The sequence below is a fragment of the Arthrobacter pullicola genome, from assembly GCF_014836875.1.
Classification (GTDB): Bacteria; Actinomycetota; Actinomycetes; order Actinomycetales; family Micrococcaceae; genus Arthrobacter_B; species Arthrobacter_B pullicola.
On sequence record NZ_JACSQC010000009.1, the window covers coordinates 37014 to 62865 of the forward strand.

Here is a 25852-nt window from a genome sequence, read left to right on the forward strand (position 1 = left end):
CAGCACATGGCGCAGGACTTCCCGGACGATCCCCAGGACGGGAACGCAGCCTCCGGCGAACCGCGCTCCCACGCCGCCCATGCTGCCGGGCAGAACGGCAAGGACGGCAAAAACCGGGGCTTCGGCGCCTGGCTGCGCGAGGTAGCAACGATCATTGTCATCGCTCTGCTGCTGTCCTTCCTGATCAAGACCTTCCTCTTCCGGGCGTTCTTCATACCTTCCGGGTCGATGGAGGAAACCCTGGAGATTGACGACAGGATCTTCGTGAACCTGCTGGTCCCGGAACCCTTTGACCTGGAGCGCGGCGACGTCATTGTCTTCAAGGACACCCAGGCCTGGCTGCCGCCGACGGAAAACGGCGGCGGGAACTTCATCCAGGACGCCCTCACCTTCGTTGGCCTGCTTCCGGACGAGTCCGAACAACACCTGGTCAAGCGGGTCATCGGTATGCCCGGGGACCATGTGGTGTGCTGCGACGCCGACGGCAAGATCACGATCAACGGCCAGGCCATCGACGAGCCCTACCTGTACCCGGGAGCACTGCCCTCGGAGACCCCGTTCGATGTAGTGGTTCCGGACGGAAAGGTCTGGGTGATGGGAGACCACCGCAACGCTTCGGCGGACTCCCGCGAGCACCAGAATGGTCCAAACGGCGGATTCATCGACATCTCCGATATTGAGGGCAAGGCGTCGGTTATTGCCTGGCCGCTGAGCCGGGCAGGCTTCATTGGAAGCTATCCCGAAGTCTTCGAGAACGTGCCGGACCCCGCCGGCGCCACGGTTGCACCGTGACCGCTGAGCCCCAGGCGGCACGGCGTGCTCCGGCAGGCGCCACGGCGGCCGCTGCTCCAGCCACGCGTACGGCACGGCGAAAGACCACGGGGACGACGGCGCCGACCCTGCGCTTTGAACGCACCTTCGCCGCCCTGGGACACCGGGTCCTGGCCGGATGCGACGAGGTGGGCCGCGGCGCGCTGGCCGGGCCCGTCAGCGTGGGGCTGGTGGCGGTCCAGCTGGACTCCGTCCGCTCACTCAAGGGCGTGAAGGACAGCAAGCTGCTCTCCGCCGCGGACCGTGAAGCCATGGCGCCGCTGATCAAGAAATGGTGCCCGGCCTGGGGTGTAGGCCACGCCAGCGCCGCGGAAATCGACCTGCTGGGACTCATGGGAGCGCTGCGCCTGGCCGGGACCCGCGCCTGGACACAGGTCCGCGGGACCTTGACACCCGACGTCGTGCTCCTGGACGGCAATCACAACTGGCTCTCACCGGCCGTCCAGGCCAGCCTGTTCGACGACGTCGAGGAGGTGGACGAAGCGGCCTGCACCGCACCCGTCCACACCCGGATCAAAGCGGACATGACCTGCCTCAGCGTCGCAGCGGCCTCCGTCTTAGCCAAGGTGGAACGCGACGCACTGATGACCGAATACGCTGCACTGCATCCGCAGTACGGCTGGGAGATCAATAAGGGTTACGCCACCGAGGCGCACCGGGCGGCAATCGACCTGCTCGGTCCCTCGCCGCTGCACCGCCTCTCCTGGCGGCTGGGCTCGGCGCGATCCGATGACGAAGGGCCCGCTGCGGGCCCGCTTGGGGGATGATGGTGCCATGAGCGCAGAGGATCTTGAGAACTACGAGACGGATATGGAGCTGCAGCTCTACCGCGAATACCGCGACGTCGTGGGACTGTTCAGCTACGTCGTCGAAACCGAACGGCGCTTCTACCTGGCGAATCACGTGGACCTGCAGGCCCGCTCGGCCGACGGGGAAATCTACTTCGACCTCACGCTGCAGGACGCCTGGGTCTGGGATGTGTACCGCTCGGCACGGTTCGTCAAAAGCGTGCGGGTCATCACCTTCAAGGACGTCAACGTCGAGGAACTCACCCGTAACGATGACCTCACCCTGCCTAAGCCGGACGACCTGAACTAGGGGATCCGGGCGCCGTGTCAGGCGGCGCGCCCTGCGGGACCACCGGCAGCAGCCGGAGGCAGTCAGTCCACAGGATCCTGGGAACCCGGGGAGCGGCCGCTTCCAGTTCGGAGAACCACGCATCCACCATCTCCCCGCGGTGGGCGAGCATCCGGGGGACGGTCACCGGCAGTGGAAAGCCGCTGCGCCAGACGGGTTTATAGCTGCCGATGTTCCCAACGTTCGACGTCCAGTTGACCCGCTCCCACCCGAGGGAATCGAAGGCGTAGGTTACCGCCAGCCGCACCGCCCGGCTCATCAGCCCCTGGCCGCGGAACTCCGGTGCCGTCACGAACCCCAGACCCCCGGTCCCCGCCCCCTGCCAGCGCAGATCGATACTGCCCGCGTACCTGCCGTCCTGCTCCAGGGCCCAGGCGATCTTGTCCTGCTGCGGGACCCCGACGGCCCTGACGTAGTTCAGCGCCATCTCACGGCTGTAGTCCAGCGGCACCGTGGTCCATTCGACGGTCAGGGGATCCCGGGACCGCTGCAGCACGGCGTCGGCGTCCGCCTCCACATGGGGCCGCAGCAGAAGCGATTCATCCTGCAGCCGTGGGATCTCCAGCACCATTTTTCCAAGGTACCGCGCCGGCGGGCGCCCGCGGCATCATAGACTGCGTTCGTGGCTCCTTCGCTGCCTGATCCAGATTCCGGCGCTCCGGCAATTCCTGACGCGTTCTCCGGGGTGCGCATCTATGCGCAGTTGAAGCCCGACGCCGCCGGGCTGGCGGAACTGCTCCAGCTCCAGGCGGCCGCCCGGGAACGGGCACCGGGGACCCGGCGGGTGTCCGGGGACCGGCTGCACCTGACCCTGATCCATTTCGGGAAGGCCGACGACGCGTTTGCCCGGCTCACTGTGGCCACCGGCGTCGCGGCGGAAGACTATGGCCGGGCACTGGCCAGGTACCTGCACGCGACCGCTGCTGCCCTGCCGGAAGACGCATTTGTCCTTGAGCCCCGCGGGCTGGCGGGCTTCGGGCGGGACGGTTCCACGCTGGCCGTGGAGTATGCCGCCACGGCCCGGCTCGAAATGGTCCACGCTGCGCTGTATTCGCTGCTGCTGGAGTTCCTGGCGGCCTGCGGGGTGCCGGACCCGGCCGGCTATGCAGCGCAGGACCCTGCCCTGGGCTTTGCGGCGCGGCTGCACCCGCATGTCAGCCTCCTGCATGGGTTCCGCGGCTTCAACGGTCCGCCGCCGGTGCTCGATCTGCAGCCTGTCCGGCTGCGGGCGACGCCGGTCCTGTACCGCAGCTGACCGGGTCTGGCCCTGGTGCGGGGACCTAGCGGAGGGCGGAGGCGGGCAGGAGGGTTTCCCGGACAACCTCGACGCCGCGCTCCTGGATCTGGCGTGCAGCGCTTTCGCTGAGCCCCGAGTCGCTGATGATGAGGTCAAGTTCCTCCAGGGCCAGCACCCGGTACTTCGCGTAGCGCCCAAACTTGCTGCTGTCCGCCAGCAGCACCGTCTTCTCGGCGGATGCCATGGCGGCGCGTTTCGGATCCACCTTGGCCTCCACCGGCGTCGTGATTCCGTGCTGCACATCCCAGGAACTGGAGGACAGAAACGCGATGTCCAGGGACAGCTCGGCCAGCGTCAGGGTGGCAAGGCGGCCGATCATCGACTTGTTGTCCCGGTCCACCCGCCCGCCTACGCAGATGAGTTCGACGCCCGGAAACTCGAGGAATGCTGCGGCGGTGGCCAGGTCATTGGAGACGACGGTGAGGTTCCGGCGGTCCTGCAGGTAGGGGCACATGGCCTGGACCGTGGTGCCTGCGTCCAGGTAGACGGTCATGGAATCTGACACCAGCTCCGCAGCATGGCGGGCAATCGCCGCCTTGGCCGGCAGATCGGCCGCTTCCTTCACGGAACGGGCCGGTTCCTCCAGGAGCCTGGTGGGTGCCAGGACGCCGCCCTGCGTGACTTCGACGTCTCCCGCTTCGGCGAGAGCCGCGACGTCGCGGCGGGCTGTCATGTGGCTGACGCCGAGCAATTCGGTGATTTCCCGGTAGCTGAGCACTCTTTGGGCGCGCAGGTGCTGGAGAATCTGCTGCCTGCGCTGCTCCGGGATCAGGGATATCGACTTTGCCATTGGTGCCTCCCGGTTCAATCTACCGGAGAATGCGTCCAGGGACTGTTCCACCGCTCAGCGAGCTCGCGGATCTGGACCGGCGTGAGTTCGCGGCGCGGGGAGTTCTCCGTCAGGAGGGCGATCCGGCAGGCTTCCTCCAGCTCAGCGGCCCGTTCGACGGCGTCGTCCAGGTCCTTTCCGGACACCACGGATCCGTGGTTGGCCAGCAGGGCTGCACGGAAAGGGCCCCGCGCGCTCCGGATGTCTTCGCCGAGTCCGGCGTCGCCGGGATGCCGGTAGGGCAACAGGGGAGTCTGCCCGACCCGCATCACGAAGTACGGAGTGAGCGGCGGAACGGCATTGTCTTCAGACCAGGTGGTCCGGCAGGACAGGGCGACCGCCTGCGGAGAGTGCAGGTGGACGATCGCCTGGTGTTCTTCGCCGCGCCGGTAGAAACCTGCGTGCAGCGGCGTTTCCTTTGAAGCGGGGGCTCCGCCGAGGTGGACGCCGGTGAGCGAGACCCGGGCAAGGTCGGCCTCGGTCAGGTGCCCCAGGGAGGCACCGGTGCCGGTGATGAGGAAGCTGTCTCCGTCCCGCAGACTGAGGTTGCCGGTGGCTCCCGGGCTCAGGCCCATGTCGACGAGCCGGCGTCCGGCAGTGATGAGCTGGTTCTGGATGCTCATGCCAGGTGCTCCCAGGCTGAAACAAAAAGGTCATGCTCGCCGAAGTTGCCGCTCTTGAGCGCCAGGGCAAACGGGCGTCCGCCGGCATCCGCCGTGGACCAGCACACGCCAGGCGCGAGCTCGGGGCCGATCTGCAGGGACTGGATGCCCAGTCCGCGCACCACGGCACCACTGGTTTCGCCGCCTGCGACGATGAGCGCGGAAACGGCTGGGTCTGCAGTGAGGTGAACGGCAATCTGAGTCAGCACATGTTCGATGACGGGCGCGCTCTCCACGCCGTCGACCAGGGTGTGGACGTCTTCACGGCTGCGGGCCGCGCAGACTACGGGCGTGGAATCGGGTGCCTGCGCCAGGAACCAGGCAGCCAGTTCGGCGGCCACCGCCCCGGGGTCGGCAATGGCGGCGCGGATGTCGATCTGCCGCACCGGCTGGGTGCGTGCGGCGTGTGCAACCTGGGCCAGGGTGGTGGTGGAGACGCTCCCGCACAGGACGCCTCCCCGCCCGCGCTGCGGCGGCGCCCAAGCGGCGCCGCTCCCGCCGGGGCCGGTCAGGCCAAGCGCCAGTCCGGAACCGCCGGAGACCAGCACATGCTCCGAAACCGCCGCGGCAATGATGCCAAGATCCTCATCATCGATGGCGTCCACCACCACGTAGCGGCCCTCGGCTGCATCGATGGCTGCACGCAGCTCCGCGGGCCCTTGCCGGACAACCGGGCGGAACACTTCGCTGACACCGTGCGTGGTCTGCGGACCCAGCAGTTCGGTCAGGCGGGAGCGGGTCATGGGAGTCAAAGGGTGGTGCCGCATGGAGGAGTTCTCAAGGAGCACACCGTTCACAAAGAGGTGCCCGTTGTAGACGGTGCGTCCGTTGGCCGGAAGGGAAGGCACCACAACGCACCTCTGCGCGCCAAGTTCATCCGCGACGGCGTCGAGCACCGGCCCGATGTTTCCCTGGGCGGTGGAATCAAAGGTGGAGCAGTACTTCACGTAGAAACGGGCTGCACCCCAGCTGCGGAGGCGGCGGAGAGCGTCCAGCGACGCGGCTACGGCGGCCTCCTTGGTCTCGGACCGGCTCTTGAGGGCAATAACGACGGCGTCAAGGCCTGCCAGGTCCCCGGCGGCGGGCGTCCCGTCCTCGATGACGACGGCTACCCGGTGGCCCGAGCGGCGAAGCATGGTGGCTATATCCGTGGCGCCAGTGAAGTCGTCAGCGATGATTCCAAGCACTTCTGTGATCCTTTCCGAACCAGCCGGTGAGGCGGCGGTTATCGGACTCGACTGTAACACCGCACTGTGAACGGTTGTTAAGTATTGGTAATTTGTTGTACGAAATTAGAAATCTGTGTCACAGTGATTCCCGGCACGTTCGAAGGTCGAGCGGTGCTCACGAAGATTTGGACGCCACCGTGATTCTCCCTCACCGCGCTCGACGACGAGCTCCCATCCGCGTAGCCCTCACCGGGGCCAACGGCGGTTACGGGCGCACGTTCCTTGCCCAGCTTGCCTGCACCCCCGAAATCCTGCCCGCCGTCCTGGTGGATCCGGATACCGCCGGCGTGCTGGCCATGCTCGAAGAACTGGGTATCCCCTCCTCCCGTGCCGCCGCATCCAGCGGCCCGGCACAGACCGCGGAAATTACTGCCAGCGGCCGCATCGCCCTGGTCGGTTCCCTGGACGCCCTCGACTGGGCCGGCATCGACGTCCTGGTCGAGGCCTGCGGCCGGGTCGGGGCCGGCGCCGCCTATGCCGAGGCAGCACTGGAGAACAACACCCATGTGGTGATGGTCAGCAAAGAGGTGGACACCGTTGTCGGCGTCGAACTCAGCGCCCGTGCGGCGGACAAGGGGCTCAGCTATCTCCCGGGCGACGGCGACCAGCCGGCCAACCTGCTGCGCCTGGTCGACTGGGTCAGCGCCGTCGGGCTGGACATCGTGGCCATCGGCAAGGCGGGGGAATACGACCTCGCGTTCGACCCCGCAACCGGCCGGGTGAGCCAGGCGGGCGAAAGCATCGATGCCCCGCAGCTGACCGGGCTGCTGGAACTTGGCAGCAGTATTACCGACACCCTGGACCAGCGGGCCGAAGCAGTCAGCCCGCTCAAGCGCGCAGCAGCAGCTGACTCGTGCGAAATGACGGTTGTCGCCATGCGCACCGGCATGATGGCCGACGTCGAGGCCATGCATTACCCCGTGGCCCGGATCAATGAACTTGCCGACATCTACGCCGCACGCGAAGACGGCGGCATCCTGGCGGGCGACGGCGTGGTGGACGTTTTCTCCGCCCTCCGGCTGCCGGGTGAGGCGAGCTTCGCCGGCGGCGTCTTCGCCATCGTCCGCACCGGCGATCCTGTCACCTGGGAAATCCTGCGCGGCAAGGGCCACGTCGTCAGCCGCGACGGCAGGTACGCCTGCATTTACTGGCCGTACCACTACATGGGCGTGGAGACCCCGCTCACGGTGCATGCCGCCGTCGAACTGGTGGAGGCTCCGCCGGCGGTGCCGGGCATGATCCTCGCGGGCCGTGCCCTGCGCGACCTGCCGGCCGGGACTGACCTGGCCGTAGCGGGACATCACCACGAAATTGACTCAGTTGCACCCGTGATGATCGCTTCCGACCCCGCGGCCTCCCCGTTCTACCTGCTCGACGGCGCCCGCCTGATCCGGCCGGTTGCCAAGGGCAGCCTGATCGGCTTTGCCGATGTGGAAGGCGTGGACGCCGGAGCCCTCACCCTGTACCTCGCGGGAGCCTCCCGCGGACGAACCACCCGATCGGAGTAAATCAATGACGTTCTTTACTTCCCCCGCCCCCGGGCTCGTCTCCTTTGAGCGCGCGGCATGAGCCCCGAGATTATTGCCCTCATTGGGCTCGCGGCAGTTTTCACCATCTCCTCTGTCCGCAACGTGCACATGGGTGCACTGGCTCTCGTGGCCGCTTTCATTATCGGCATCGGCGTCGTCGGCGAAAGCCTGAAGGACGTCCTTGGCGGTTTCCCCGTGGATGCCCTGATCATCCTGGTGGGCATCACCTATCTCTTCGGGCTGGCGCACGAAACGGGCACGATTAAGTGGCTTGTTGACCGTTCCCTGGACCTCATCGGCGACAGGGTTGCACTGCTTCCCTGGGGCCTTTGGGCCATTGCAACGGCGGTTGCCTGCATGGGCACCTCCCACGCTGCATTCGCCGTCGTCCCCATTGCGATGACGCTGGCACACAGCCACAGGATCAACTCCACCATGATGGGCATCGCCATGAGTTCGGCGATTGTCGGCGGCGCGCTGGCACCCACCAGCATCGTCGGCATCACCGTGCAGACGGTTGCCTCCGAAGCCAACGTTCCCTATAACGCGGCGCTGATGTTCGGCCTCTCCATCGGGGTCAACGCACTCGTCGTCCTGATTGCCTTCTTTATGTTCGGCGGGCGTGAACTGATTGCCCGCACCCGGGCCGGCTCGGCCGGCCGCAGCGGCTCCACCGGTGAAGGCCCGTCCTCCGGCGGCACCCGCAGCGCCAGCGGCGGCACCCTGACACTGTCCCGCACCGAAGCCCAGGTTCAGGCTCCGGCGCGTCCGAAGCTGGAACCCATGCAGCTGCTCGTCATCATCTCCATCTTCGTGCTCGTGGGCGGGTTCTTCACCCTGACCCAGCTCGACGTCGACGTGAACCTGGGCGTGGTGGCGCTGACCATCGCCGTCATCCTCTCCCTGGTGGATCCGGGCGTGGGACGCAAGGCAATCGCACGCATCGACTGGAGCACCACTCTGCTGCTCGGCGGCATCATCACCTACGTGGCGGTCCTGACCCGCCTCGGCGCCATTGACCAGCTCGGCGAAGCAGCCCGCTCGGTGAGCCAGCCGCTCCTCGCAGCATTCGTCATCTGCGTCATCGCGGCACTGGTCTCTGCCTTCGCATCGACCATCGGCATCATCGGTGCGCTGATCCCGCTCGCGGTTCCGCTCCTGGTTCCCGGCGGCGGACTGGAGATGACAGGTTTCATCTACGCGCTGGCAATCTCGGCGTCCCTGGTGGACTGCGCACCCTTTGGCACAACCGGCGCCACGATTGTTGCCTCGACCGTGGAAGAACACCGCTCCACGGTGAACAAGCACCTCACCATCTGGGGTCTGTCGATGGTGATCATTGGACCGGTCATTACCCTCGGGGTCCTCGTGGTTCCGTTCCTCTGGGCCTAGGCCTAGATTCCCCGGACCGATCCCTGGTCCGGTAGACCGCAAAGGGCGGGCGCTGCTTTACGCAGCGCCCGCCTTTGTTTTCGCTCCGGGCCCCGTCCCAGGCCCCGCCCCGGGCAGCACCCATCCTGACTAATCCTGCACACCCCTGCCAGCGGGGCAAGCTGCCCACAGTAGGACGCGATGCCGCCGGCCGCTGCGCTTCCCGGAGCCAAGCTGGGGGCATGAAAGCCAAAGACGTTTTAGGCCGGACCGGTGAAGACCTTGCTGCGGACCACCTGGCCGCTGCCGGATATGACATCGTCGAGCGGAACTGGCGTTGCCCGCAGGGCGAAATAGACCTCGTCGTCAGGGACGGAGCCGTCCTGGTGGTGGTGGAGGTCAAAACCCGGTCGTCGCTGAACTATGGGCATCCGTTCGAGGCGGTCAGCTCCGCAAAGCTGGCCCGGCTGTATGTGCTGGCTGCCGCCTGGGCCCGGGCGCACCCGGCCGCCCCCAAGGACTGGCGCGTCGATGCCGTCTCCGTGCTGCTCCCGGGTCCCGCCGGCCCGGCAGCCAACCCGGACCCCGTCATCGAACACCTGAAAGGGATCGGCTGATGGGGCTCGGACGCACCTACGCGGTGGGACTGACGGGCCTGGAAGGAAGAATTGTCGAGGTGGAGGCTGACATCGGCCAGAACCTTCCCGCCTTCATTCTGCTGGGCCTTCCCGACGCGTCCCTGAACGAGTCACGGGACCGGGTGAAATCGGCAGCAAAAAACTCCGGGCTTCCGCTGAGCCGGCGCAAGATCACGGTGAACCTCATGCCCGCTGATGTCCACAAGCGCGGCTCCGGCTTCGACCTGGCGATCGTTATGGCGGCGTTGGCGGCAGCGGGCGATGTGCGGGGCACAGACAGGACAGTGTTCCTTGCCGAGCTGGGACTGGACGGGAGGCTGCGTCCGCTGCGCGGCATCCTGCCCTCCGTCATGGCAGCCGTTGACGCCGGCTTCCAAGACATCGTGGTGGCAGAAGCCAACGGCGCTGAAGCTTCACTGGTTCCGTCTGCCCGGGTAGCCCGGTTCACATCCCTGGCCGCTGTTGCCCAGCGGTTCGGGGCCGACCCTGAACAGCTCGTTTTTCCTGCCGAAACTCCCGCGGCCAAGCCCGGCGAGCGGACGGATGAGGGGCCCGCCCAGCCGCAGCACGGCGTCCCGGACCTCGCAGACATCGCCGGCCAGTCCGGGGCCCGGTTCGCGCTGGAGGTCGCTGCAGCCGGTGCACACCACCTGCTGATGACGGGTCCGCCCGGAGCGGGAAAGACGATGCTGGCCGAACGGCTGCCCGGCCTGCTGCCGGATTTGGAAGACACCGCGGCGATGGAGGTCACGGCCATTCATTCACTCGACGTCCGGGGAGGTCCCTGCACCGGACTGATCCGCCGGCCGCCGTTCGAGAGTCCGCACCATACCGCCACCGCGGCGGCCGTGATCGGAGGAGGGGCAGGGATCCCGCGCCCCGGAGCCGCCTCCCGCGCCCACCGCGGAGTCCTCTTCCTGGACGAAGCACCCGAATACGAGGCACGGGTACTGGATGCCCTGCGCCAACCGCTGGAGAGCGGCACGCTGATACTGCACCGTGCCGCCGGGACGGCTGTGTACCCTGCCCGCTTCCAGCTGGTCCTGGCTGCCAACCCCTGTCCCTGCGGACTGGCCAGCGGAAAGGGCATCAACTGTACGTGCAGCGCACAGCAGCGGCGGCGCTACTTCGGCCGGCTCTCCGGACCGCTGCTGGACCGGGTGGACCTGCAGCTTGAGATCCGCCGCGTTTCGCTGCCGGAGTTCGCTGCGGCGGGCGAAGCGGAGAAAACGGCGGATGTTGCCCGGAGGGTGGTCCACGCGCGGCAACGCCAGCGGGAACGGCTCAGCCCGTGGGGCTGTGAGACCAACGCGGAGGTCCCGGGGCAGGTACTGCGCGGTGCGCTCAAGCCGCCGGGGAACGCCACCAAGGCCCTTGACCGCGCCATGGACCGGCAGTCCCTCACTGCCCGCGGATATGACCGGGTGCTGCGGGTGGCCTGGTCCATTGCCGATCTGGCGGGACATAACGGGCCCGACGCCGATGACATCGGTCAGGCCCTGGGCTTCCGGCAGCAGGCGGTGGCCGCATGAACGCGGCTGTTCCCGGGATCCTGCTGGCACGGGCTGCCCTGTCCCGCCTCATTGAACCTTCTGACACCGTTGGCCAGGCGCTCGTTATGGCCGTGGGTCCTGAAGCCGCTGCACGGATCGCGTCCGGCCGGCAAATGCCCGGTGCCGCGGACCGCCGTGGCCTCAGCGCCCTTCTGGAGGAGAACGGCATCCGTGGATCGGAACAAACATTGAACGAGGCGCTCGGCCGCTGGCGCCCACGCGCCGCTGGCCTCGCCCCGGAGCGCGACCTGGCCACGGTCTCCCGGTTCGGCGGAACGTTGCTGGTGCCGGAGGACCACCGCTGGCCCGGGGCGCTGGATGAGCTGGGGCTGGGGACGCCGTTCTGCCTCTGGACCAGGGGAGGCACCGCCATCCCGCCTGCGGCTCAGTGCGTCGCGGTGGTTGGCTCCCGGGATGCCACTGCCTACGGACTCTCCGTGACCGGGGACCTTGCCGCCGGTCTGGTGCAGCGCGGCCGGACGGTCATCTCCGGAGGCGCCTACGGCATTGATGCGCAGGCGCACCGGTCGGCGCTCGCCGTGTCCGGCAGGGAGCCGGAGCCAGGAGAGCCTGCTCAGATTCCGACCCTCGCCGTGCTGGCCGGCGGGATCGACCGCTTCTACCCTGCGGGCAACGAGGACCTGCTCCGCGCTGTGGTGGACCGGGGCCTCATCCTCAGCGAAGTTCCGCCCGGGTCGGCGCCCACGCGCTGGAGGTTCCTGCAGCGCAACCGGCTCATCGCCGCCCTCAGCGCCGCCACCATCGTGGTGGAAGCACGCTGGCGTTCAGGTGCACTCAATACTGCCCATCACGCGGCCGGGCTGGGGCGCGGTGTTGGTGCTGTTCCGGGACCGGTGTACTCCGCCAATTCCGCCGGCTGCCATCGGCTGCTACGCGACGGCAGTGCGGTCTGCGTGACAGACGCCGCCGAGGTAGTGGAGCTCTCCGATCCTCTTGGTCTCCCGTCCGCGGAACCAGCCGGGCCGGGCGCCGGTCCGATCGAGAACAGGCCTGACAAACGGGCGGACCACGACGGCCTGGCAGTCGAAGACATCCTGCTGCTGGATGCCCTGCCGCTGCGTACCGGATCCCCGGTGGAGAAGCTGGCCATGGTCGCGGGCCTGGGTCTGCCGGCAGTGCGGGCCGGTCTGGCGCGCCTTGAACTCGAAGGCCTTGCCCGCCGCTCAAACACCGGCGCATGGCAGCGGGCAAGGCGAAGCGGCCCCGGCCGGTAAGCCGGGCGGAGAGAAACGCGTGACAGGAACAGATCCACCTGACGGGCATCCAACAACAAACCTGACGGTCATCCCACAACAAAAAGGACAGCAACATGCGGACCCACAAAGTAATCACCTCACCCCTGGGCATTCTCACCCTCGTGGCCGAAGATGCCGTGCTTATCGCAATCGAACCGGCGGCCCCGGACCCGGCCGCACCGGGAGCTGCCCGCTACGGGCTCTCTGCCGAGAACGGCTTTGAAGCGGTTGAACGCCAGCTCCAGGAATACTTCGAGGGACGGCGGTGCTGCCTCGACCTGCCGGCCAGCCAGCCAGGGACACCCTTTATGCAGCAGGTGTGGGCCACAGTCAGCTCCATCCCGTACGGCCAGACGCGCAGCTACAAGCAGCTGGCGCTGGAACTCGGCGACGCAGCCAAGGCCCGCAGTGTCGGAGCAGCGCTGTCCCGCAACGCCCTGAACATCCTGGTGCCCACTCACAGGGTGGTCGGCACCCGCGGAGCCCTGACGGGATACTCCGGCGGGGTGGACGCCAAACGCGTCCTCCTCACGCTGGAAGCCAGCCCCGGCAACGAAGCGCTCCGCCAGCAGTGTTCCGGAGCCGGTGTGCCTGCTTGAAGCCCTGCTTGGCCTTTCTGATTCCTTTCCTGGAGCCGTCCGGAAAGTGCGAGCGTCGATGACCATCCGTGTGTTCCGTGCCGGAACAGTTCCGGGTTAGCCGTTGACCCCGCCCGTTGCTGCCAGGACGTGTGAGATCTCCCGGGTTGCCGGATAGAGGGCGCGGTACAGCTGGTAGCGCTCGTTGTAGGCGTCTTCCAACGACGGGATGGGGACGACTGTCTGTGCTGGCGGGTTCCAGCCGTCGATACTGACGTCAGTGACGACGGCTGCCGCCAGGAGGGCCGCCCCGTAGCTGGCCCCGATCGTGATGGACGGGATGACCTGGGTCAGGCCGGTGACGTCGGAGACGATCTGTGCCCACAGGCCCCCTTGTGTACCTCCACCTGCAGCGACAATGCGCTTGGGCCTTACGCCAGCGGCCACCATGGCTTCGACGTTGTGCCTCACTCCAAAGGCCGTCGCCTCCAAAGCTGCCCGGTACAGATCCCCACGTGTGTGCGACAGCGTCAAACCGGCGATGACTCCCCGAGCAGCCGGATCCATGACGGGGGTGCGTTCACCGGCAAAGTACGGCAGCATCAGCAAGCCGCCGGCCCCGGGGCCCGAGCCGCGGGCTTCCGTCAGCAGATCGGCAAAATCCGGAGCTCCGAACAGGCCACGGAGCCAGCCTGTTATCGCACCGGATGTTGCCATGCCTCCGGCGAGGTTCCGGGTACCCGGGTATACACCGACGGTGCTCCAGAGGTTGGGTACGGTGACTCTTTCCTCTGTGGTCGCCACCAGGAACATCGTTGTGCCGTACATGAGCATCAGATCGCCGGGGTTCTGCGCCCCAACACTCACGGCCTCGGTCCAGGCATCAATGGTCCCTGCGATGACCGGAATCCCTGCAGGCAGCCCAGTCTCGGCTGATGCGTCCGCGGTGATCGTGCCCGCGGTCTCATTCGCCCAAAGCAGCGGCGGAAGATCGATGCCGGGTGCAATCAGGTCTGCCCACGGCCGGTACCAGCCCTGGGCTGCGGTGTCGTAGAGCGGTGTGCACTGGCTGGCGGAGTGATGGTCCAGGACATACTGGCCACTGAGCTTCCACACGAGCCACGAGCTGGGCATGAACAGCCGGCGTGCCCGTTCCATCACCGCTGGTTCGTTGCCGGCCAGCCACGCCAGTTTCGGCCCGACGGCTTGGGAAGAGAGCGCGGAACCGGTTCGTTCCATGATCGCCGAGGCACCCAGCTGCTGGCTGAGGGCCTCGATTTCGGCGGTAGCGCGGGTGTCGACTCCGTACAGAATGGCCGGACGCAGGGGAATCCCGCTGTCGTCGGTGACGAGCACGCAGGGCCCCATGCCGCTGACCCCAACTGCGCGGATGTCAGCATTCGTCCCAGAGGTAAGCTCCTTGGCGATCGAGGAGAACTCCTCCCACCATTCATCGGCGCCCATTTCCACCCAGCCAGGGCGGGGACGTGACACCTCGTGGGTGCGTACGGCGGTGGCCAGGATGGTTCCGTCATCGCTGACCAGTACGCCCTTACTGCTGGAGGTGCCAATATCGACACCTATTACCGCTGCTGTCATGGCACGTTAACAGTTCCGCAGAGGTGGACCCGGACTCCCAGGCCGGCGAACAGGGCAGCCTTGGCCAGGAGGCCTTTATCAGCTGTTTCCGCGTCAGGCGCGTAGACAACCTGCGCGTGGTTTGCCTTGTGGCGGCTCATGAACTGGTTTCGGTCCACACCGTGGAGCACAACGTGCGCGATCGGCCATTCGGGGTTCGTCGAATTCTTTCGGCGCCGGGTTTCTTCCTCGGGGAGTTCAACGACGCTGGCGCGGCCGATGTCCAGGTTGAGCTCGCCGTCGGCAATGAACAACCGGGACCAAACGATTTCGCCCGGCTTGGACACACCGTTGATCGTGCTGCCGCCCGCAGGAAAGAACACCTGCCCCTGACGCCAGCCCTCGGCATTCTGGTAGCCGCCGAGATGGGAAGGGGGAACCGATCCGGAGATTTCGTACACCCAGACGAACCGACCGTCGAAGTCCTCGCCCCAGCGGACGTCGTGCAGCGTGGTCGCCGGGTCCAGTCCCATGGCTGTCCACACCCGGTTCGTTGCCAGGGCATCCACGGCAACACCTTCGTCAGCTTCGTTGAAGTGCGGAAGTGCCTGGCCCTCCCACAGGATGCGGGAACCGTCGCGTGAGGTTACCGGTGGGCGCTCGACGTTGTTCAGCAGCCCTTCGACCAGGTCACTGGCCGGGCAGAGGTCTTTGAGTCCCTGCTGGTACTGGATTCCGACGGCGTCCAGTCCGAAGTCATCGCTGAGGCGCAGGGCAGCGATATACATCTTGTACTGCCACCTCAACTGGTTCTGCGTCAGTTCCGTTGCTTCGTCACTGCCGAGCCGGAACGTCATTCCCTTGTCCAGGAGCCAATCACCCACAGCGTCGGCTTCCCCGTCATCGACTGTGAGCATCTCGGCCCAAAGAGCGCTCTGGGAAAGACGCTCCTTGTAAATGCCGATCGGGTTGAGCAGCTCATCATCGATGATCGCGTTGTACATTCCCATGCACCCCTCATCGAAGACACCGATGATGGCCTTGTCCCTCAACAGTTCCTGTGCCAAGGCTTCACCAAGCTGCTTCTCAGGGCTGTCGGCCAGCTGAGGGAGCGGCCGGACATGGGAGTTGTCGTGGGGGACGCTGCCGGTCTCCACCCAGCTTCGGATGCCGTCCTTGAACCACTGGTCCTCAAAATCCACACTCCAGAGGGTCGAGTAGCGCAGACCCATCTTGGTCATACCCGCGTTGAGGCCCAGCAGACCGACCAGCCCGGGCCAGTCGGGGGCGAAGTTCGCCACGGTGAGGATTGGCCCACGGTGGGTCCGCAGCCCGGCCAAGACGTGATGGCTGTACTGCCAGACTGCTTCGGCGACGACCAGCGGTGCATCCTCGGGGATGTTCCTAAACACCTCCATGCCCATGCGCTGGCTGCGGATAAAGCCGTGGCCCAGACGGGAATCGACGTCGTTGGCCCGTTTCACCTCCCATCCCAGTTCCTCGAAGGCAGCTGTCAGATGCTTTTCCAGCTCCTGCTGCACCGGCCACCCAGCGACGTTTGCCGATTCGCGCAGGTCGCCGCTGGCGATCAGATAGGCGGTGTTCGGCTCGGCGACCGGTTTCTTCGGTGTTGAAGGTACGGCATATGCGGACATTTTGTTGCTCCTGTAGGTCTGGGAAGGGGCTGAAGGCCCGTTTCCAAGGCTCCGGCTGCTTGGTGCAGCCGGTGGCCCGTTGGAAAAGGCGTCCAGGGCGTTAGCGGGACGCAGCAAGCCCCGTGACGGTGACGTTGAATTCCGCCGCCGCTCTTTCAACGACATCGGCATCGCCGGAGGGAGGCAGGCCGCTGATGCCGATGGCTCCGACGATCACGCCGTTGATGAACAGGGGAGTGCCCCCCAGAGTGGGTGTCAGTTCCGGATCGTTGAGTCTGTCCAAATCGATCTGTCCGGCAGCGGCCGCCTCCTTTACCTCGGCGGTCGGCCGCCTGAGAATCAGAGCGGTATACGCCTTGCGGGCGGCCAGTTTCCGTGGGAGCGCACCACAGGAATCCTGTGCGCCAAAGGCGATGAGTTCTCCGAAGCTGCCGACTATGGCGCAGGCGACCCCAACCGGGACTCCGTCATGCAGGTGGGTGCGGCCGAGGACGGCCTGGAGAATGCTGCTGGCTGACTCAAAGCTCAGTGTTGGTCTTTCGAACATGCCGGCCCCTCCCTGGCCTGCGCTGACGCCGGCATTCACAGCTGTGCCGCAGCTTCGTGGATGCCAGCAAGCAGACGGTCCAGTTCCTTGCGCTGGACATCATTCAGCGGTTTGAACGGTTCACGCAGATCGCCGCAGTCGAGCACGCCGTCGCCGGCGAGGTACTTCGCTGCCCTGAAGACGCCTTGGCTGACAAGCTCCTCAACCGTGTTGTTGATCTGCTCTTGAACAAGCCGGGCCCCGGGCAAATCGCCGGTCTCAAACAGCGCCCTGGTGCGAAGGAACAGCTCGGGCTGAACGTTCACGGTTGTTCCAATGGTGGCTCTCGCCCCGGCCGCCAGGCTGGAGAGATAGATCTCGTCAAAACCGTTGAAGAAGACCTTCTCCGGATAGGCGGCTGTCATGCGTTCGAGCGAGTACAGGTCATGCGCGGTGTGCTTCACTCCCAGGACCTGCTCCTGGTCCAGGAGGGGGCCGGCAAGAGTCTTGTCGAACTGGACCTGCGTGAACTGAGGGATGTTGTAGATGATGACGGGCAGGCTCGTCGCTTCCATGACCCGGTTGTAATACCCGAGGATTTCCTCGGCCGTGAAGCGGTAGTAATAGGGTGGGATCAGCGAGACGGCATCAGCTCCGGCCGCTTCGGCATCCTTTGCCAGCGCAATGGCGTCCGCGGTGCGTATCGTGCCCACATGGGCGATGACCGGTGCCCGGCCGGCTGCCGTTTGCACCACGGTGCGGACAATCTCGGTGCGCTCATCAAGGCTCAGCAGGAGGCCCTCACCGGAGGAACCGCAGCAGTAAAACCCTTCCACGCCCCGGCCCAGCTGAAATTCCACGAGTTTAGACAACGTGGCAAAGTCAATCGACTCGTCAGCACGCATCGGCGACACAAGTGCGGAGAAGATCCGCTCAAACCGTGAGTAGTCCTGACTGGCTACCATGCAGTCCACCCCCCATCAACGATGAGATTGGCGCCGGTCATGTACGTCGACGCCTGGGAGATGAGGAAGACGACGGAACCGTTGTATTCGGAGGCGTCGGCCATCCTGCCGATTGGCATCCGGCTGGTGTAGTTGGCCTGGAACTTGGCATCCTGCGTTTCCCGGCCCACTCCGGAGGGCGTGAGGGTGTTGACCCTGATTCCGTGCCGTCCCCAATACGTGGCACAGTACCGGGTGAGGTTGTAGATGCCCGATTTGGCGGCACTGTAGGCCACCGGCTTCACGAAGGGGACACCGGTCTCCTCCCCGCGGTAGGCGTAAATGTCCTGGACGGGGGAGACCATTCCGTAGATGGAACCCACATTGACGATCGATCCGCCCTTTCCGGCCCGGCGCATGCGGCTTCCGACGGCCTGCACCATGAGGAACGTCCCGGTCAGATTGACGTCAACGACTTCACGGAAAATTTCGACTGGGAATTCTTCAAACGGGCCGGAGACTTCCGGCGGGGCGCTTGGCTGTGTGTCCAGGCCGGCGTTGTTGATGAGGGCATCAGGTACGCCCCACAGCGACTCCAGGGAATCGAGGGCTTCCTCGATGGTGGGTTTTTTCGTGATGTCGACAGAGAAGAAAGCGAGCCGGTCGCTTCCATGGATGTCCTCAAAGACTTCCTTGACCTTGGCCTCCGATACATCCCGGGCGAATACAGCCACCTTGGCGCCGCGTCCGTGGAGCTCCTGAACGAATTCGGCTCCGATCTGCCCGAGGCCGCCGGTCACTACGACAATCTTCTCTTCAACTGAGAACAACTGGTCATTCATCTTTGTATGGTTCCTATTTCGTGTATCTGGTCCGTCGGCACCCCGGTAGGCATGCGTTGGACATCAAGTGGGGAGCAACCCGGTGAGTCCTGCGCTCGCAGGCTGGTGCTAAAGACCGCCGGTCAGTGCCGGGATAGCGACCTCGTTTGCGGCAAGCTTTTCCCGGTTGAAGGCCAAACCATGGCCCGGAGTGCTGGACGGGGTGTAGTGCCCGTTGCGGAGCTCGCCGGTTCCTGGCAGGAGCACTCCGAGATCCGTGAGGGTTCCGCCGTCGGTGTATTCGGCGAGGTAGATGTTGGGAACGGCACATAGGACGGTGGCGCTGAGTTCCATGATGAAGTGCGGTGCCATGGGCAGGTTCCAGGCGCGTGCCATCGCCGCGATGTCCATGTACGGGGTGATGCCGCCCACCCGGCCGATGTCGGCCTGGACGAAGTCACACGTGTTGCTGGAGAAGTAGTGGTTGAACTGCTGGACGGTGTATAGATTCTCGCCGAGGCCGATGGGGCCGTCGGCGAGCTCGCGCAGCCGCTTGTGGCCGATGATGTCATCCACGGGCAGCGGCTCTTCGATCCAGGTCAGGTTGAATTGTTCGAATCGTTTGAACGCCTGGACGGCCTGGGGAAGTGTCCACCCCTGATTTGCGTCAATCATTAGCGGGTACGGGCCGACCGCCTCACGGAGCTTGGCGAGACGGTACACGTCCTCTTCCAGGTCCGGTTTTCCGACCTTGACCTTGCCGGCGGCGAAACCGTCGGCCTTCCAGCCCTGGACCTGGTCGATAACTTCTTCGATGGACAGGTGCAGGTTGATGCCGCTGCCATACAAGGGTGTCTTGTCGCGGCAGCGCCCCAGCATATCTGCCAGGGACATGTTGGCAGTCTTGCCCATGATGTCCCAATACGCGATGTCCAGTCCGGCCAAGGCAAGAGTAGTGATGCCGCCGGTGCCGTTGAACCGGAGGTATTTCCAGGCCTTGTCCCAGAGGGCGCGGGGGGAGACTTCCTGGCCGATGAGGATCGGGGCAACTTCGGAGAGCATCGAGACTATGGTTGCGCCACCCACCCCGGAAGTGTGGCTGAAACCGGTGCCCGTCAGGCCCGTGTCGGTGGTGACGTCGACAAGGATTATCTCGATGTGGGTAACGAAGTTGATCTGGTCGCCCCAATCGCCCTTGGGAAGCTTCATACGGCACAGTTTTACGTCAATATTTTCGATTTTCATTGTGAGTCCGTTCTGGTCTGCTGGTTTGGTTGGGCTGCCGGTCCGGCCGCCTGGCCTGTAAAGGCCGGTCTGTCCTGGGTGCTGTCGGAGATGGGTACCAGCCCGGAGGTCATCCCTTCACTGCCCCGGCTGTGAGTCCTTCGATCAGGTTCCGCTGGACGAGCATGAAGCCGAGGAGCACGGGGATCGCGGCAACCACGCCACCTGCGGTCAGGAGATCCCATCTGATCTGGTACTCGCCGATAAACAGATGCAGGCCAACAGGGACGGTGTGCGTCTGGTTGGACTGGGTGAAGGTCAGGGCATAGAGGAATTCGTTCCAGGAGAAGATGAAGATGTACGTGCCTGCTGCTGTCAGGCCCGGCTTCATCAGGGGAAGCAGGATGTACCTGACCATCTGGAAGGCGCTGCACCCGTCGATGCGGGCGGCTTCATCCAGCGAAGCCGGCAGGGAATCAAGGAATCCCTTCAACAGCCACACGGCGAACGGTGTGGCGAAGGTGGTGTTGATGAGGATCAGCCCCGGGATGGTATCGAGCAGGCCAAACTGCCGCAGCTCTCCCTGGAGTGGAATCACCAGCAGCACCGCTGGGAACAGCTGGGCGATCAGGAGCGACGTCAGGACTGTCTGGCGGCCACGGAACCGGAAACGGGACAAACTGATGGCGGTTGTTGTGGCAGCCAGCAGGGAGACGACGACGGTGCCAAACGCGACCATGGCGCTGTTCCCCAGGAACTGGAAGAAAGGTGTTCCTGCCGCAAGGTCTTTGTAGGCATCGAAGGTGGGGTTCTCTGGGAAGACCTGGGATCCAGGAGCCAGCAGTTCCTGCTGGGGTGTCAACGAGGTCAGCAGCATAACCACGTAAGGCCCCAGGACCAGGATGAGCCAGACACCGACTGCAGCGATGACAAATCCTTTGCCTACGCTTTTGCGCGCGGATGGCTGCCTGGGCCTGGTGCCCTGGACAGGCGGTGCGCTGCGGTACTTCTCGGCTGGCGGGTGCACAGTTGCTGCGCTCACTTTTCCTCTCCCTTCGCGGACAGGCGGACGTAGATCACGATGAAGACCATGAGCACGGCAGCTTGGATGACGGCGTAGGCGGCGCCGGTGCCGAAATCACCGGACTTGTAGGCCGTCAGGTACGCCTGCAGGGGCAGCGTGGTTGTCGCTTCCGCGGGTCCGCCTCCGGTGAGGATGAAGGCGAGATCGACGTAGTTGGCTGTCCAGATGATCCGCAGAATTGTGGTGATCAGAATAGTTGGAAGGATCTTGGGTGCGACGACGTTCCAGAAGACTCCCCACGGTCCGCATCCGTCCATGCGTGCAGATTCCTTGAGTTCCCCGGAGACCCCCTGGAGTGCAGCGAGGATCATGACAGCGAAGAAAGGTACGCCCTGCCAGACATCGACCATGATCAGCGTCGGCAAGGCTGTTTCAGGGCTGCTCAACCAGGTGATGGGTGACTGTATGATGCCCAGGTTGAGGAGCGCGGAGTTGATCAGGCCGTGGTTGGGGTCCAGCAGCCAGAGCCAGATCAAGGCAACCAGAACACTGGGGGTTGCCCAGGGGATCATGACCAGGCCGCGGACAGCTCCGCGAAGGGGGATCCGCTGGTTCAACAGGAGCGCACCGCACATACCAAGGACAAGCTGCAGCCCGACGGCACCAAAAGTCCACGCTGCCGAAGTCAGAGCGTAATGCCCGAATTTCTCGCCGGTGAAGATCTCCAGATAATTGGAGAAACCAACGAAGCCGGTGATGCCGCCTAGAATTCCGGCTTCATTGAGAGACAGCCACAGTGAACTGAGAACCGGGTAGAGAACGAATACGCCGAGAAGAATCAAAGTGGGAGCCAGATAAATGAACGGCTCCACCTTCTGCTGGAACTTTTGGCGTCTGCGGCGTACAGCCGGCGGGGCAGCAGGCCTGACGGTGGTCGCTAACATGGTCAGCGCCTCAGATCTTCAGCGAGCTTCTTCATCATCTGCTCACTGGTGGACTGGTTCAGGAAAGCGCTCTGGATGGCGGGGCTCCACGTCTGATTGGCCACGGCGGCCGTACCCTTGACTGCAGGCCAGCTCAGCGCTCCTGCCTGAGCTGCGATGGCGACCCGGTAAGCCTCGTCGCCGCTGAAGAACGGATCCTCGGCGGCAGATTTCAACACCGGAAGCTGGCCCTGCTTGGACGTGCTGATCTTAACCATCGGATCCTTCGTGGCGAGCCAGGAGATCCATTCGAAGGCCTGCTGCTGCTTCTTGGAGGATTGCAGAACGACGTTGCCGCTCATAGATCCCAGGGTGCGTGCAGCTGCGGGGTCCTTCGACGGCATTGGGATTACGCCGAGGTCATCGCCGAGCCCTGAGCGCAGTGCACTGAGCGATCCGGTGTGGTGGATCAGCATTCCGGTTTGACCGCCCTGGAAGTTAGCGATCACCTGGGCAAAGGCCGCAGTCGTTGAACCGGGGGGAGCTGCGTTCAATTTCGTCTGCAGGTCGAGGTACTGCTGGTTGACCGAGATGGCGGTCGGATCGTCAAGAACGACGTTGCCGGCCTCATCGACCATGCGTGCCCCACCTGAGAACATCCAAGCTGCCCATTGGTCCTGACCGCCTGCTCCGCCACGGACGTCAATGCCGAACCGGCCCGTCGATGCGTCTGTGAGCTTCTCGGCGGCCCGCAGCACGTCCTCATGCGTACGGGGAGCATCCAGGCCCGCGTCCTTGAAGAAGCTCTTGCGGTAATACATGTACAGCGTGACGAACTGGTGGGGCAGCATGTAAAGACTGTCGCTGCCCGGGACTTTGCCCGTAGCGTACAGCTCGGCTAGGACATCTTCCTGCCCATCCCATTTACTGACCATGTCGTCAAGGGATGCGATGGCATTTTGTCCAACAAACTGCCCGAGCCACCAATCCTTGAACCGGCAGGCATCCGGCCCGCCCCCGCTGCTGAGCGCCGTCAGCAGCTTGTCCTGGTACTGGGCCAGCGGGATGATCTGCAGGTTGACTTTGAAGCCTGCGTTCAGACCGTTGAACTGATCGGCGAGCTGCTGCCACGTTTGATCGGTGGCGTCATCCTGCCAGAGCCAGTACTCAAGGTCTCCACCGGTCTGGTCCGCTGAAGATGATGAACCGCAGGCTGCCAGCGATGGCAGGGTGAGTGCCAGGGAACCGGCCGCGGCGGCCTTGAGGAAAGTGCGACGCTCCATTGCGAGGTCTCCTTATATTGGTGGGAGGGGGGATAACTGACTAGCGCGGGCTGGCCTTGATGTCCTGCTCTGCAAGGTGGGCCAACCGGTTTCGGACATCGAAGAAGTGGATGTCCAGGCGGTGGGCGGCCAGTTGGGGATCTCCGGTCTCTATGGCGTCGACGATCACCGCATGCAGGGCAGCGGTGTGGGGGAGGTCCTTACCGGTCGTGATTGTTGAACTTGCTGTTTTAAAGAAGTGCCAGAATCCACTGAGAATCCCGCTGAGGGTTCGGTTTTCCAGGCCTTCGTAGAGCATGGCGTGAAACTGCTCATCTTCATCCAGGAAGGTCTTGCCCTCTTCTGCACGCGCTCTCATGGCGTCGGTGAGACCGCGCAGCTGCTTCAGGCGGCGTGCACTCATTGTTTGGAAGGCCGCAGGAAAAAACTGGGTTTCCAAGGCTTGACGCATTTCCAGAATCTCTAGGAGGCTGTCGTGATCGTAGGGGAGCGTCATTCCGATATGTTGGCCAAACACGGCGGGGTCAAAGCCCCTCATCCGGCGCCTGGCGCCCTGGCGTGCCTCGACGAATCCAAGGGCCTGCAGGGCACACAGCACTTCTCGCACTGACTGGCGGCTCATGTTCAATTTCAGTGCCAGCTGCGGTTCAGTTGGAAGCGGATCCCCCGGTTGGACACCAAGGTCGCGCAGCAGCCGCACCATGCGGACTTGATGATCTTCCAGAGACGCCATGACTTCTCTCCATTGAGGGGAACTTGTCCGACAAGACTCGGAGCTCCGATTCCGTTTAGTGATGCTAAGCACAGCATTGAGTCCGACGCTGCGCAATGAAAAAGGGTCTATTACGTTCTGAGAAGGTCTAACGTCGGACAAGTTGATGCTGCCGGACCCAAACTTGTCGGACAAGGAGACAAATCCCAGTCCGAAGAGGGTCCACTCTGTGCGCAGTGAAGCACCATCTGCCGCCGCAGGAGCTCCAGTGTTCCGGAGCCGGTGTGCCTGCTTGAAGCTGTCCCGAAAAGCGGGGAAGGTAGGACGGTGAGCAACACCGGCGGAACAACAGAAGGCGCGGAGGAAGTGGCAGGCGCCTCCGCAAGGACCGCCGGGAAGATCCCCGCCCAAAAGACAGAGCCCGGGCGCGGGTCCACCCAAGCTGCGAAGCCGGAGGCTGCTCGATCCGCAGCTTCCCGGCCGGCTGAGTTCAGCCAGGCCCTTGAGTCCTTCTGCAGCTATCTCTCCTCGGAGCGGGCCCGCTCCGAACATACGGTCCGCGCGTACGAGGGTGACATTGCCGGACTCCTGGACTATGCGGCCCAGCAAGGCCTCACCACGCTGGCCGAAATTGACCTGCATCTGCTGCGCGGCTGGCTGGGTGCGCTCAACGAAGCAGGGCTCGCAAGGGCAACCCTTGCCCGCCGGGCAGCTACCGCCCGGTCCTTCACCGGATGGGCGCTGCGGGAGGAGAAGATCCAGGCGGACCCTGCGCTCCGGCTCAAAGCTCCAAAGCGGTCCAAGACCCTGCCGGGAGTGCTGCGTCCGGCGCAGCTGGAGGCCCTCTTTGAAACGCTGGCGGCGGCGGCAGCGGAAGGCGGGGCACTGGCCCTCCGTGACCGGGCGCTGGTGGAACTGCTCTATGCCACGGGCATCCGTGTGGGGGAGCTTGCAGGGCTGGACGTTGACGATCTCGATCTGGACCGGCGCACCCTGAGGGTCCTCGGCAAAGGCAACAAGGAACGGACAGTTCCCTACGGTCTTCCGGCCGCCCTGGCGGTGGACGACTGGCTCCGCCGGGGGCGGCCCGACTTCGCCGGTCCGGACAGCGGCCCGGCTTTGTTCCTGGGCCAACGGGGACGGCGGATCGATCCACGCCAGGTCCGCGCCGTCACCTCCGCGCTGTTTGAGTCCCTGGGGGACACCTCGGCCAGCGGTCCCCACGCCCTGCGGCACAGCGCCGCAACGCACCTGCTGGACGGCGGAGCTGACCTGCGCAGTGTCCAGGAGATCCTGGGGCACAGCAGTCTCGCAACGACCCAGCTCTACACCCATGTCTCAGTGGACCGGCTCCGCAGGAGCTACCAGCAGGCGCACCCGCGTGCGTGACCCAGCCAGGACCGTATGCGGTGCGGCAGATCCGACTGACAACCAAGTAGTTTCATTGGCGTAATTGCGTAACATACGGCACAATGATGCTAGGTCTCGCACCGAGCAGTCCGGCAATGCCACAGGACTGCATCAGTTTCAGGGCACACAGGCAGAATCCGTCCCGCCATGCAGGTCGTTGGGGAAGACGCACCTACAGCTACGGAGGATGGAATGACTGTTGTGATGGCGCACGGCGTATTGTTCGTGCACTCAGCCCCTTCTGCGTTGTGCCCTCATATCGAGTGGGCGATCGGGTCCGTCGTGGAAAAGCGGACGGACTTTGAGTGGGCGCCGCAGCCTGCCGCGCCCGGGATGGTCCGCGCGGAACTTGCCTGGTCAGGTCCGCAGGGAACCGGATCCCTGCTCGCCTCCGCATTGCGGGGCTGGGCGCACCTCCGCTATGAGGTCACTGAAGAGGCCAGCGCGGGTGCTGATGGCAGCCGCTGGTCCCACACGCCGGAGCTGGGAATTTTCCACGCCACCACGGACGTCCATGGGAACATCATGGTTTCCGAAGACCGCATCCGGTACGCCTACGAAAACGGGGCAGGCGACCCCGCCGCGGTCTACCATGAACTTTCCCTCGCACTCGGCGAGGCCTGGGACGATGAATTGGAACCGTTCCGCCACGCTGCCGACGGAGCTCCCGTCCGCTGGCTGCACCAGGTCGGCTGACCATCTTCCCCAGCGCGCCGACGCCGCCGAGCAGCCTTCCGTAGATGTCATTGACCGGACGTGCTGCCGCCTGCCCGCCGGATCAAGCTGACGCAACATTCCGGAAATGACTTGCCGTTTCGGAAAGTGTTACTTAGTCTTTCCAA

At 64.8% G+C, this 25852-nt stretch carries 26 protein-coding genes; 12 read left to right on the plus strand and 14 right to left on the minus strand.

The features are described 5' to 3' along the window. Positions 1 to 6 precede the first annotated feature (6 nt). The 3 genes from lepB to H9638_RS15765 are packed head-to-tail and all read left to right on the plus strand — an operon-like array spanning position 7 to position 1929. Complete coding sequence (lepB, locus tag H9638_RS15755) at positions 7 to 792, plus strand: signal peptidase I (protein ID WP_225217531.1); 786 nt, start codon at positions 7 to 9, stop codon at positions 790 to 792. Continuing rightward, the gene (locus tag H9638_RS15760) at positions 789 to 1598 is read left to right on the plus strand and encodes a ribonuclease HII (protein ID WP_404799678.1); all 810 of its coding nucleotides are present in this window, start codon (positions 789 to 791) and stop codon (positions 1596 to 1598) included. The genes lepB and H9638_RS15760 overlap by 4 nt, the downstream gene beginning before the upstream one ends. A gap of 7 nt (positions 1599 to 1605) precedes the next feature. Beyond that, the gene (locus tag H9638_RS15765; RefSeq protein WP_066303048.1) at positions 1606 to 1929 is read left to right on the plus strand and encodes a DUF2469 domain-containing protein; all 324 of its coding nucleotides are present in this window, start codon (positions 1606 to 1608) and stop codon (positions 1927 to 1929) included. On the opposite strand, the gene H9638_RS15770 is transcribed toward H9638_RS15765, so the two are convergent. Further along, the gene (locus H9638_RS15770; protein WP_191749013.1) at positions 1907 to 2539 is read right to left on the minus strand and encodes a GNAT family N-acetyltransferase; all 633 of its coding nucleotides are present in this window, start codon (positions 2537 to 2539) and stop codon (positions 1907 to 1909) included. The two genes, H9638_RS15765 and H9638_RS15770, sit on opposite strands and share 23 nt — an antisense overlap. 51 nt (positions 2540 to 2590) lie before the next feature. Here H9638_RS15770 and H9638_RS15775 point away from each other — a divergent pair, with 51 nt between their 5' ends. Next, positions 2591 to 3223, plus strand: a complete 633-nt coding sequence (locus H9638_RS15775; protein ID WP_191749015.1) for a 2'-5' RNA ligase family protein — start codon at positions 2591 to 2593, stop codon at positions 3221 to 3223. A 25-nt stretch (positions 3224 to 3248) separates the two neighbouring features. On the opposite strand, the gene H9638_RS15780 is transcribed toward H9638_RS15775, so the two are convergent. The 3 genes from H9638_RS15780 to otnK are packed head-to-tail and all read right to left on the minus strand — an operon-like array spanning position 3249 to position 5943. Further along, positions 3249 to 4055 (minus strand): DeoR/GlpR family DNA-binding transcription regulator, encoded by an 807-nt coding sequence (locus H9638_RS15780; protein ID WP_191749017.1) that lies wholly within the window; start codon positions 4053 to 4055, stop codon positions 3249 to 3251. 14 nt (positions 4056 to 4069) lie between these two features. Beyond that, positions 4070 to 4717, minus strand: coding sequence for a class II aldolase/adducin family protein (locus H9638_RS15785; RefSeq protein WP_191749019.1), 648 nt, complete (start codon positions 4715 to 4717; stop codon positions 4070 to 4072). Beyond that, positions 4714 to 5943 (minus strand): 3-oxo-tetronate kinase, encoded by a 1230-nt coding sequence (otnK, locus tag H9638_RS17125; protein ID WP_191749021.1) that lies wholly within the window; start codon positions 5941 to 5943, stop codon positions 4714 to 4716. The genes H9638_RS15785 and otnK overlap by 4 nt, the downstream gene beginning before the upstream one ends. 179 nt (positions 5944 to 6122) lie before the next feature. On the opposite strand from otnK, the gene H9638_RS15795 reads away from it, so the two are divergent. The 6 genes from H9638_RS15795 to H9638_RS15820 all read left to right on the plus strand — a co-directional run bounded on the left by H9638_RS15795 (position 6123) and on the right by H9638_RS15820 (position 12931). Continuing rightward, on the plus strand, positions 6123 to 7493 hold the full coding sequence (locus H9638_RS15795) for a homoserine dehydrogenase (protein WP_191749023.1): 1371 nt from the start codon (positions 6123 to 6125) through the stop codon (positions 7491 to 7493). 57 nt (positions 7494 to 7550) lie between these two features. Beyond that, positions 7551 to 8906 carry an SLC13 family permease gene (locus H9638_RS15800; protein ID WP_191749024.1) on the plus strand — a complete coding sequence of 452 codons (1356 nt, stop codon included), beginning with the start codon at positions 7551 to 7553 and terminating at the stop codon, positions 8904 to 8906. A gap of 221 nt (positions 8907 to 9127) precedes the next feature. Further along, complete coding sequence (locus tag H9638_RS15805; protein WP_191749026.1) at positions 9128 to 9502, plus strand: YraN family protein; 375 nt, start codon at positions 9128 to 9130, stop codon at positions 9500 to 9502. Continuing rightward, positions 9502 to 11055 carry a YifB family Mg chelatase-like AAA ATPase gene (locus tag H9638_RS15810; RefSeq protein ID WP_191749028.1) on the plus strand — a complete coding sequence of 518 codons (1554 nt, stop codon included), beginning with the start codon at positions 9502 to 9504 and terminating at the stop codon, positions 11053 to 11055. The genes H9638_RS15805 and H9638_RS15810 overlap by 1 nt, the downstream gene beginning before the upstream one ends. Beyond that, a complete protein-coding gene (gene dprA / locus H9638_RS15815; protein ID WP_191749030.1) occupies positions 11052 to 12311 on the plus strand; it encodes a DNA-processing protein DprA in 1260 nt (419 codons plus the stop codon). Before H9638_RS15810 ends, dprA begins: the two co-directional genes overlap by 4 nt. A gap of 95 nt (positions 12312 to 12406) precedes the next feature. Continuing rightward, complete coding sequence (locus H9638_RS15820; RefSeq protein ID WP_191749032.1) at positions 12407 to 12931, plus strand: methylated-DNA--[protein]-cysteine S-methyltransferase; 525 nt, start codon at positions 12407 to 12409, stop codon at positions 12929 to 12931. 96 nt (positions 12932 to 13027) lie between these two features. On the opposite strand, the gene H9638_RS15825 is transcribed toward H9638_RS15820, so the two are convergent. The 10 genes from H9638_RS15825 to H9638_RS15870 all read right to left on the minus strand — a co-directional run bounded on the left by H9638_RS15825 (position 13028) and on the right by H9638_RS15870 (position 23621). Next, positions 13028 to 14509, minus strand: coding sequence for an FGGY-family carbohydrate kinase (locus H9638_RS15825; RefSeq protein ID WP_191749034.1), 1482 nt, complete (start codon positions 14507 to 14509; stop codon positions 13028 to 13030). Beyond that, positions 14506 to 16143 (minus strand): fucose isomerase, encoded by a 1638-nt coding sequence (locus H9638_RS15830; protein WP_191749036.1) that lies wholly within the window; start codon positions 16141 to 16143, stop codon positions 14506 to 14508. Before H9638_RS15830 ends, H9638_RS15825 begins: the two co-directional genes overlap by 4 nt. A gap of 100 nt (positions 16144 to 16243) precedes the next feature. Continuing rightward, entirely contained in the window at positions 16244 to 16690 is a 447-nt protein-coding gene (locus H9638_RS15835) for a GlcG/HbpS family heme-binding protein (RefSeq protein ID WP_191749038.1), read from the minus strand. 35 nt (positions 16691 to 16725) lie between these two features. Then, complete coding sequence (locus tag H9638_RS15840) at positions 16726 to 17634, minus strand: dihydrodipicolinate synthase family protein (RefSeq protein WP_191749040.1); 909 nt, start codon at positions 17632 to 17634, stop codon at positions 16726 to 16728. Beyond that, positions 17628 to 18455 (minus strand): SDR family oxidoreductase, encoded by an 828-nt coding sequence (locus tag H9638_RS15845; RefSeq protein WP_191749042.1) that lies wholly within the window; start codon positions 18453 to 18455, stop codon positions 17628 to 17630. Before H9638_RS15845 ends, H9638_RS15840 begins: the two co-directional genes overlap by 7 nt. A 108-nt stretch (positions 18456 to 18563) precedes the next feature. Next, positions 18564 to 19643: a mandelate racemase/muconate lactonizing enzyme family protein gene (locus H9638_RS15850; RefSeq protein ID WP_225217532.1), complete on the minus strand. Its 1080-nt coding sequence runs from the start codon at positions 19641 to 19643 to the stop codon at positions 18564 to 18566. Positions 19644 to 19788: 145 nt separating this feature from the next. Then, entirely contained in the window at positions 19789 to 20700 is a 912-nt protein-coding gene (locus tag H9638_RS15855; protein WP_191749046.1) for a carbohydrate ABC transporter permease, read from the minus strand. Then, a complete protein-coding gene (locus H9638_RS15860; protein WP_191749049.1) occupies positions 20697 to 21626 on the minus strand; it encodes a carbohydrate ABC transporter permease in 930 nt (309 codons plus the stop codon). Before H9638_RS15860 ends, H9638_RS15855 begins: the two co-directional genes overlap by 4 nt. 2 nt (positions 21627 to 21628) lie before the next feature. Further along, positions 21629 to 22888 (minus strand): extracellular solute-binding protein, encoded by a 1260-nt coding sequence (locus tag H9638_RS15865; RefSeq protein ID WP_191749051.1) that lies wholly within the window; start codon positions 22886 to 22888, stop codon positions 21629 to 21631. Between the two features lie 40 nt (positions 22889 to 22928). Further along, positions 22929 to 23621, minus strand: a complete 693-nt coding sequence (locus tag H9638_RS15870; protein ID WP_191749053.1) for a FadR/GntR family transcriptional regulator — start codon at positions 23619 to 23621, stop codon at positions 22929 to 22931. Positions 23622 to 23927: 306 nt separating this feature from the next. Here H9638_RS15870 and H9638_RS15875 point away from each other — a divergent pair, with 306 nt between their 5' ends. Both H9638_RS15875 and H9638_RS15880 read left to right on the plus strand, forming a co-directional pair. Beyond that, the gene (locus tag H9638_RS15875; RefSeq protein ID WP_318241909.1) at positions 23928 to 24989 is read left to right on the plus strand and encodes a tyrosine recombinase XerC; all 1062 of its coding nucleotides are present in this window, start codon (positions 23928 to 23930) and stop codon (positions 24987 to 24989) included. A gap of 213 nt (positions 24990 to 25202) precedes the next feature. After that, a complete protein-coding gene (locus H9638_RS15880; RefSeq protein WP_066303027.1) occupies positions 25203 to 25706 on the plus strand; it encodes a DUF3145 domain-containing protein in 504 nt (167 codons plus the stop codon). The last annotated feature ends 146 nt before the right edge of the window (positions 25707 to 25852 follow it).

What these genes read in the sequence shown, in the direction of transcription:
- dprA (WP_191749030.1), top strand. Translation starts at nt 11,052, where the DNA reads ATGAACGCGGCTGTTCCCGGGATCCTGCTGGCACGGGCTGCCCTGTCC.
- H9638_RS15810 (WP_191749028.1), top strand. Translation starts at nt 9,502, where the DNA reads ATGGGGCTCGGACGCACCTACGCGGTGGGACTGACGGGCCTGGAAGGA.
- H9638_RS15840 (WP_191749040.1), bottom strand. Translation starts at nt 17,634, where the DNA reads ATGGTAGCCAGTCAGGACTACTCACGGTTTGAGCGGATCTTCTCCGCA.
- H9638_RS15780 (WP_191749017.1), bottom strand. Translation starts at nt 4,055, where the DNA reads ATGGCAAAGTCGATATCCCTGATCCCGGAGCAGCGCAGGCAGCAGATT.
- H9638_RS15820 (WP_191749032.1), top strand. Translation starts at nt 12,407, where the DNA reads ATGCGGACCCACAAAGTAATCACCTCACCCCTGGGCATTCTCACCCTC.
- H9638_RS15785 (WP_191749019.1), bottom strand. Translation starts at nt 4,717, where the DNA reads ATGAGCATCCAGAACCAGCTCATCACTGCCGGACGCCGGCTCGTCGAC.
- H9638_RS15880 (WP_066303027.1), top strand. Translation starts at nt 25,203, where the DNA reads ATGACTGTTGTGATGGCGCACGGCGTATTGTTCGTGCACTCAGCCCCT.
- H9638_RS15835 (WP_191749038.1), bottom strand. Translation starts at nt 16,690, where the DNA reads ATGTTCGAAAGACCAACACTGAGCTTTGAGTCAGCCAGCAGCATTCTC.
- H9638_RS15800 (WP_191749024.1), top strand. Translation starts at nt 7,551, where the DNA reads ATGAGCCCCGAGATTATTGCCCTCATTGGGCTCGCGGCAGTTTTCACC.
- H9638_RS15870 (WP_191749053.1), bottom strand. Translation starts at nt 23,621, where the DNA reads ATGGCGTCTCTGGAAGATCATCAAGTCCGCATGGTGCGGCTGCTGCGC.
- H9638_RS15845 (WP_191749042.1), bottom strand. Translation starts at nt 18,455, where the DNA reads ATGAATGACCAGTTGTTCTCAGTTGAAGAGAAGATTGTCGTAGTGACC.
- H9638_RS15825 (WP_191749034.1), bottom strand. Translation starts at nt 14,509, where the DNA reads ATGACAGCAGCGGTAATAGGTGTCGATATTGGCACCTCCAGCAGTAAG.
- H9638_RS15860 (WP_191749049.1), bottom strand. Translation starts at nt 21,626, where the DNA reads ATGTTAGCGACCACCGTCAGGCCTGCTGCCCCGCCGGCTGTACGCCGC.
- H9638_RS15830 (WP_191749036.1), bottom strand. Translation starts at nt 16,143, where the DNA reads ATGTCCGCATATGCCGTACCTTCAACACCGAAGAAACCGGTCGCCGAG.
- lepB (WP_225217531.1), top strand. Translation starts at nt 7, where the DNA reads ATGGCGCAGGACTTCCCGGACGATCCCCAGGACGGGAACGCAGCCTCC.
- H9638_RS15765 (WP_066303048.1), top strand. Translation starts at nt 1,606, where the DNA reads ATGAGCGCAGAGGATCTTGAGAACTACGAGACGGATATGGAGCTGCAG.
- H9638_RS15805 (WP_191749026.1), top strand. Translation starts at nt 9,128, where the DNA reads ATGAAAGCCAAAGACGTTTTAGGCCGGACCGGTGAAGACCTTGCTGCG.
- H9638_RS15850 (WP_225217532.1), bottom strand. Translation starts at nt 19,643, where the DNA reads ATGAAGCTTCCCAAGGGCGATTGGGGCGACCAGATCAACTTCGTTACC.
- H9638_RS15865 (WP_191749051.1), bottom strand. Translation starts at nt 22,888, where the DNA reads ATGGAGCGTCGCACTTTCCTCAAGGCCGCCGCGGCCGGTTCCCTGGCA.
- H9638_RS15770 (WP_191749013.1), bottom strand. Translation starts at nt 2,539, where the DNA reads ATGGTGCTGGAGATCCCACGGCTGCAGGATGAATCGCTTCTGCTGCGG.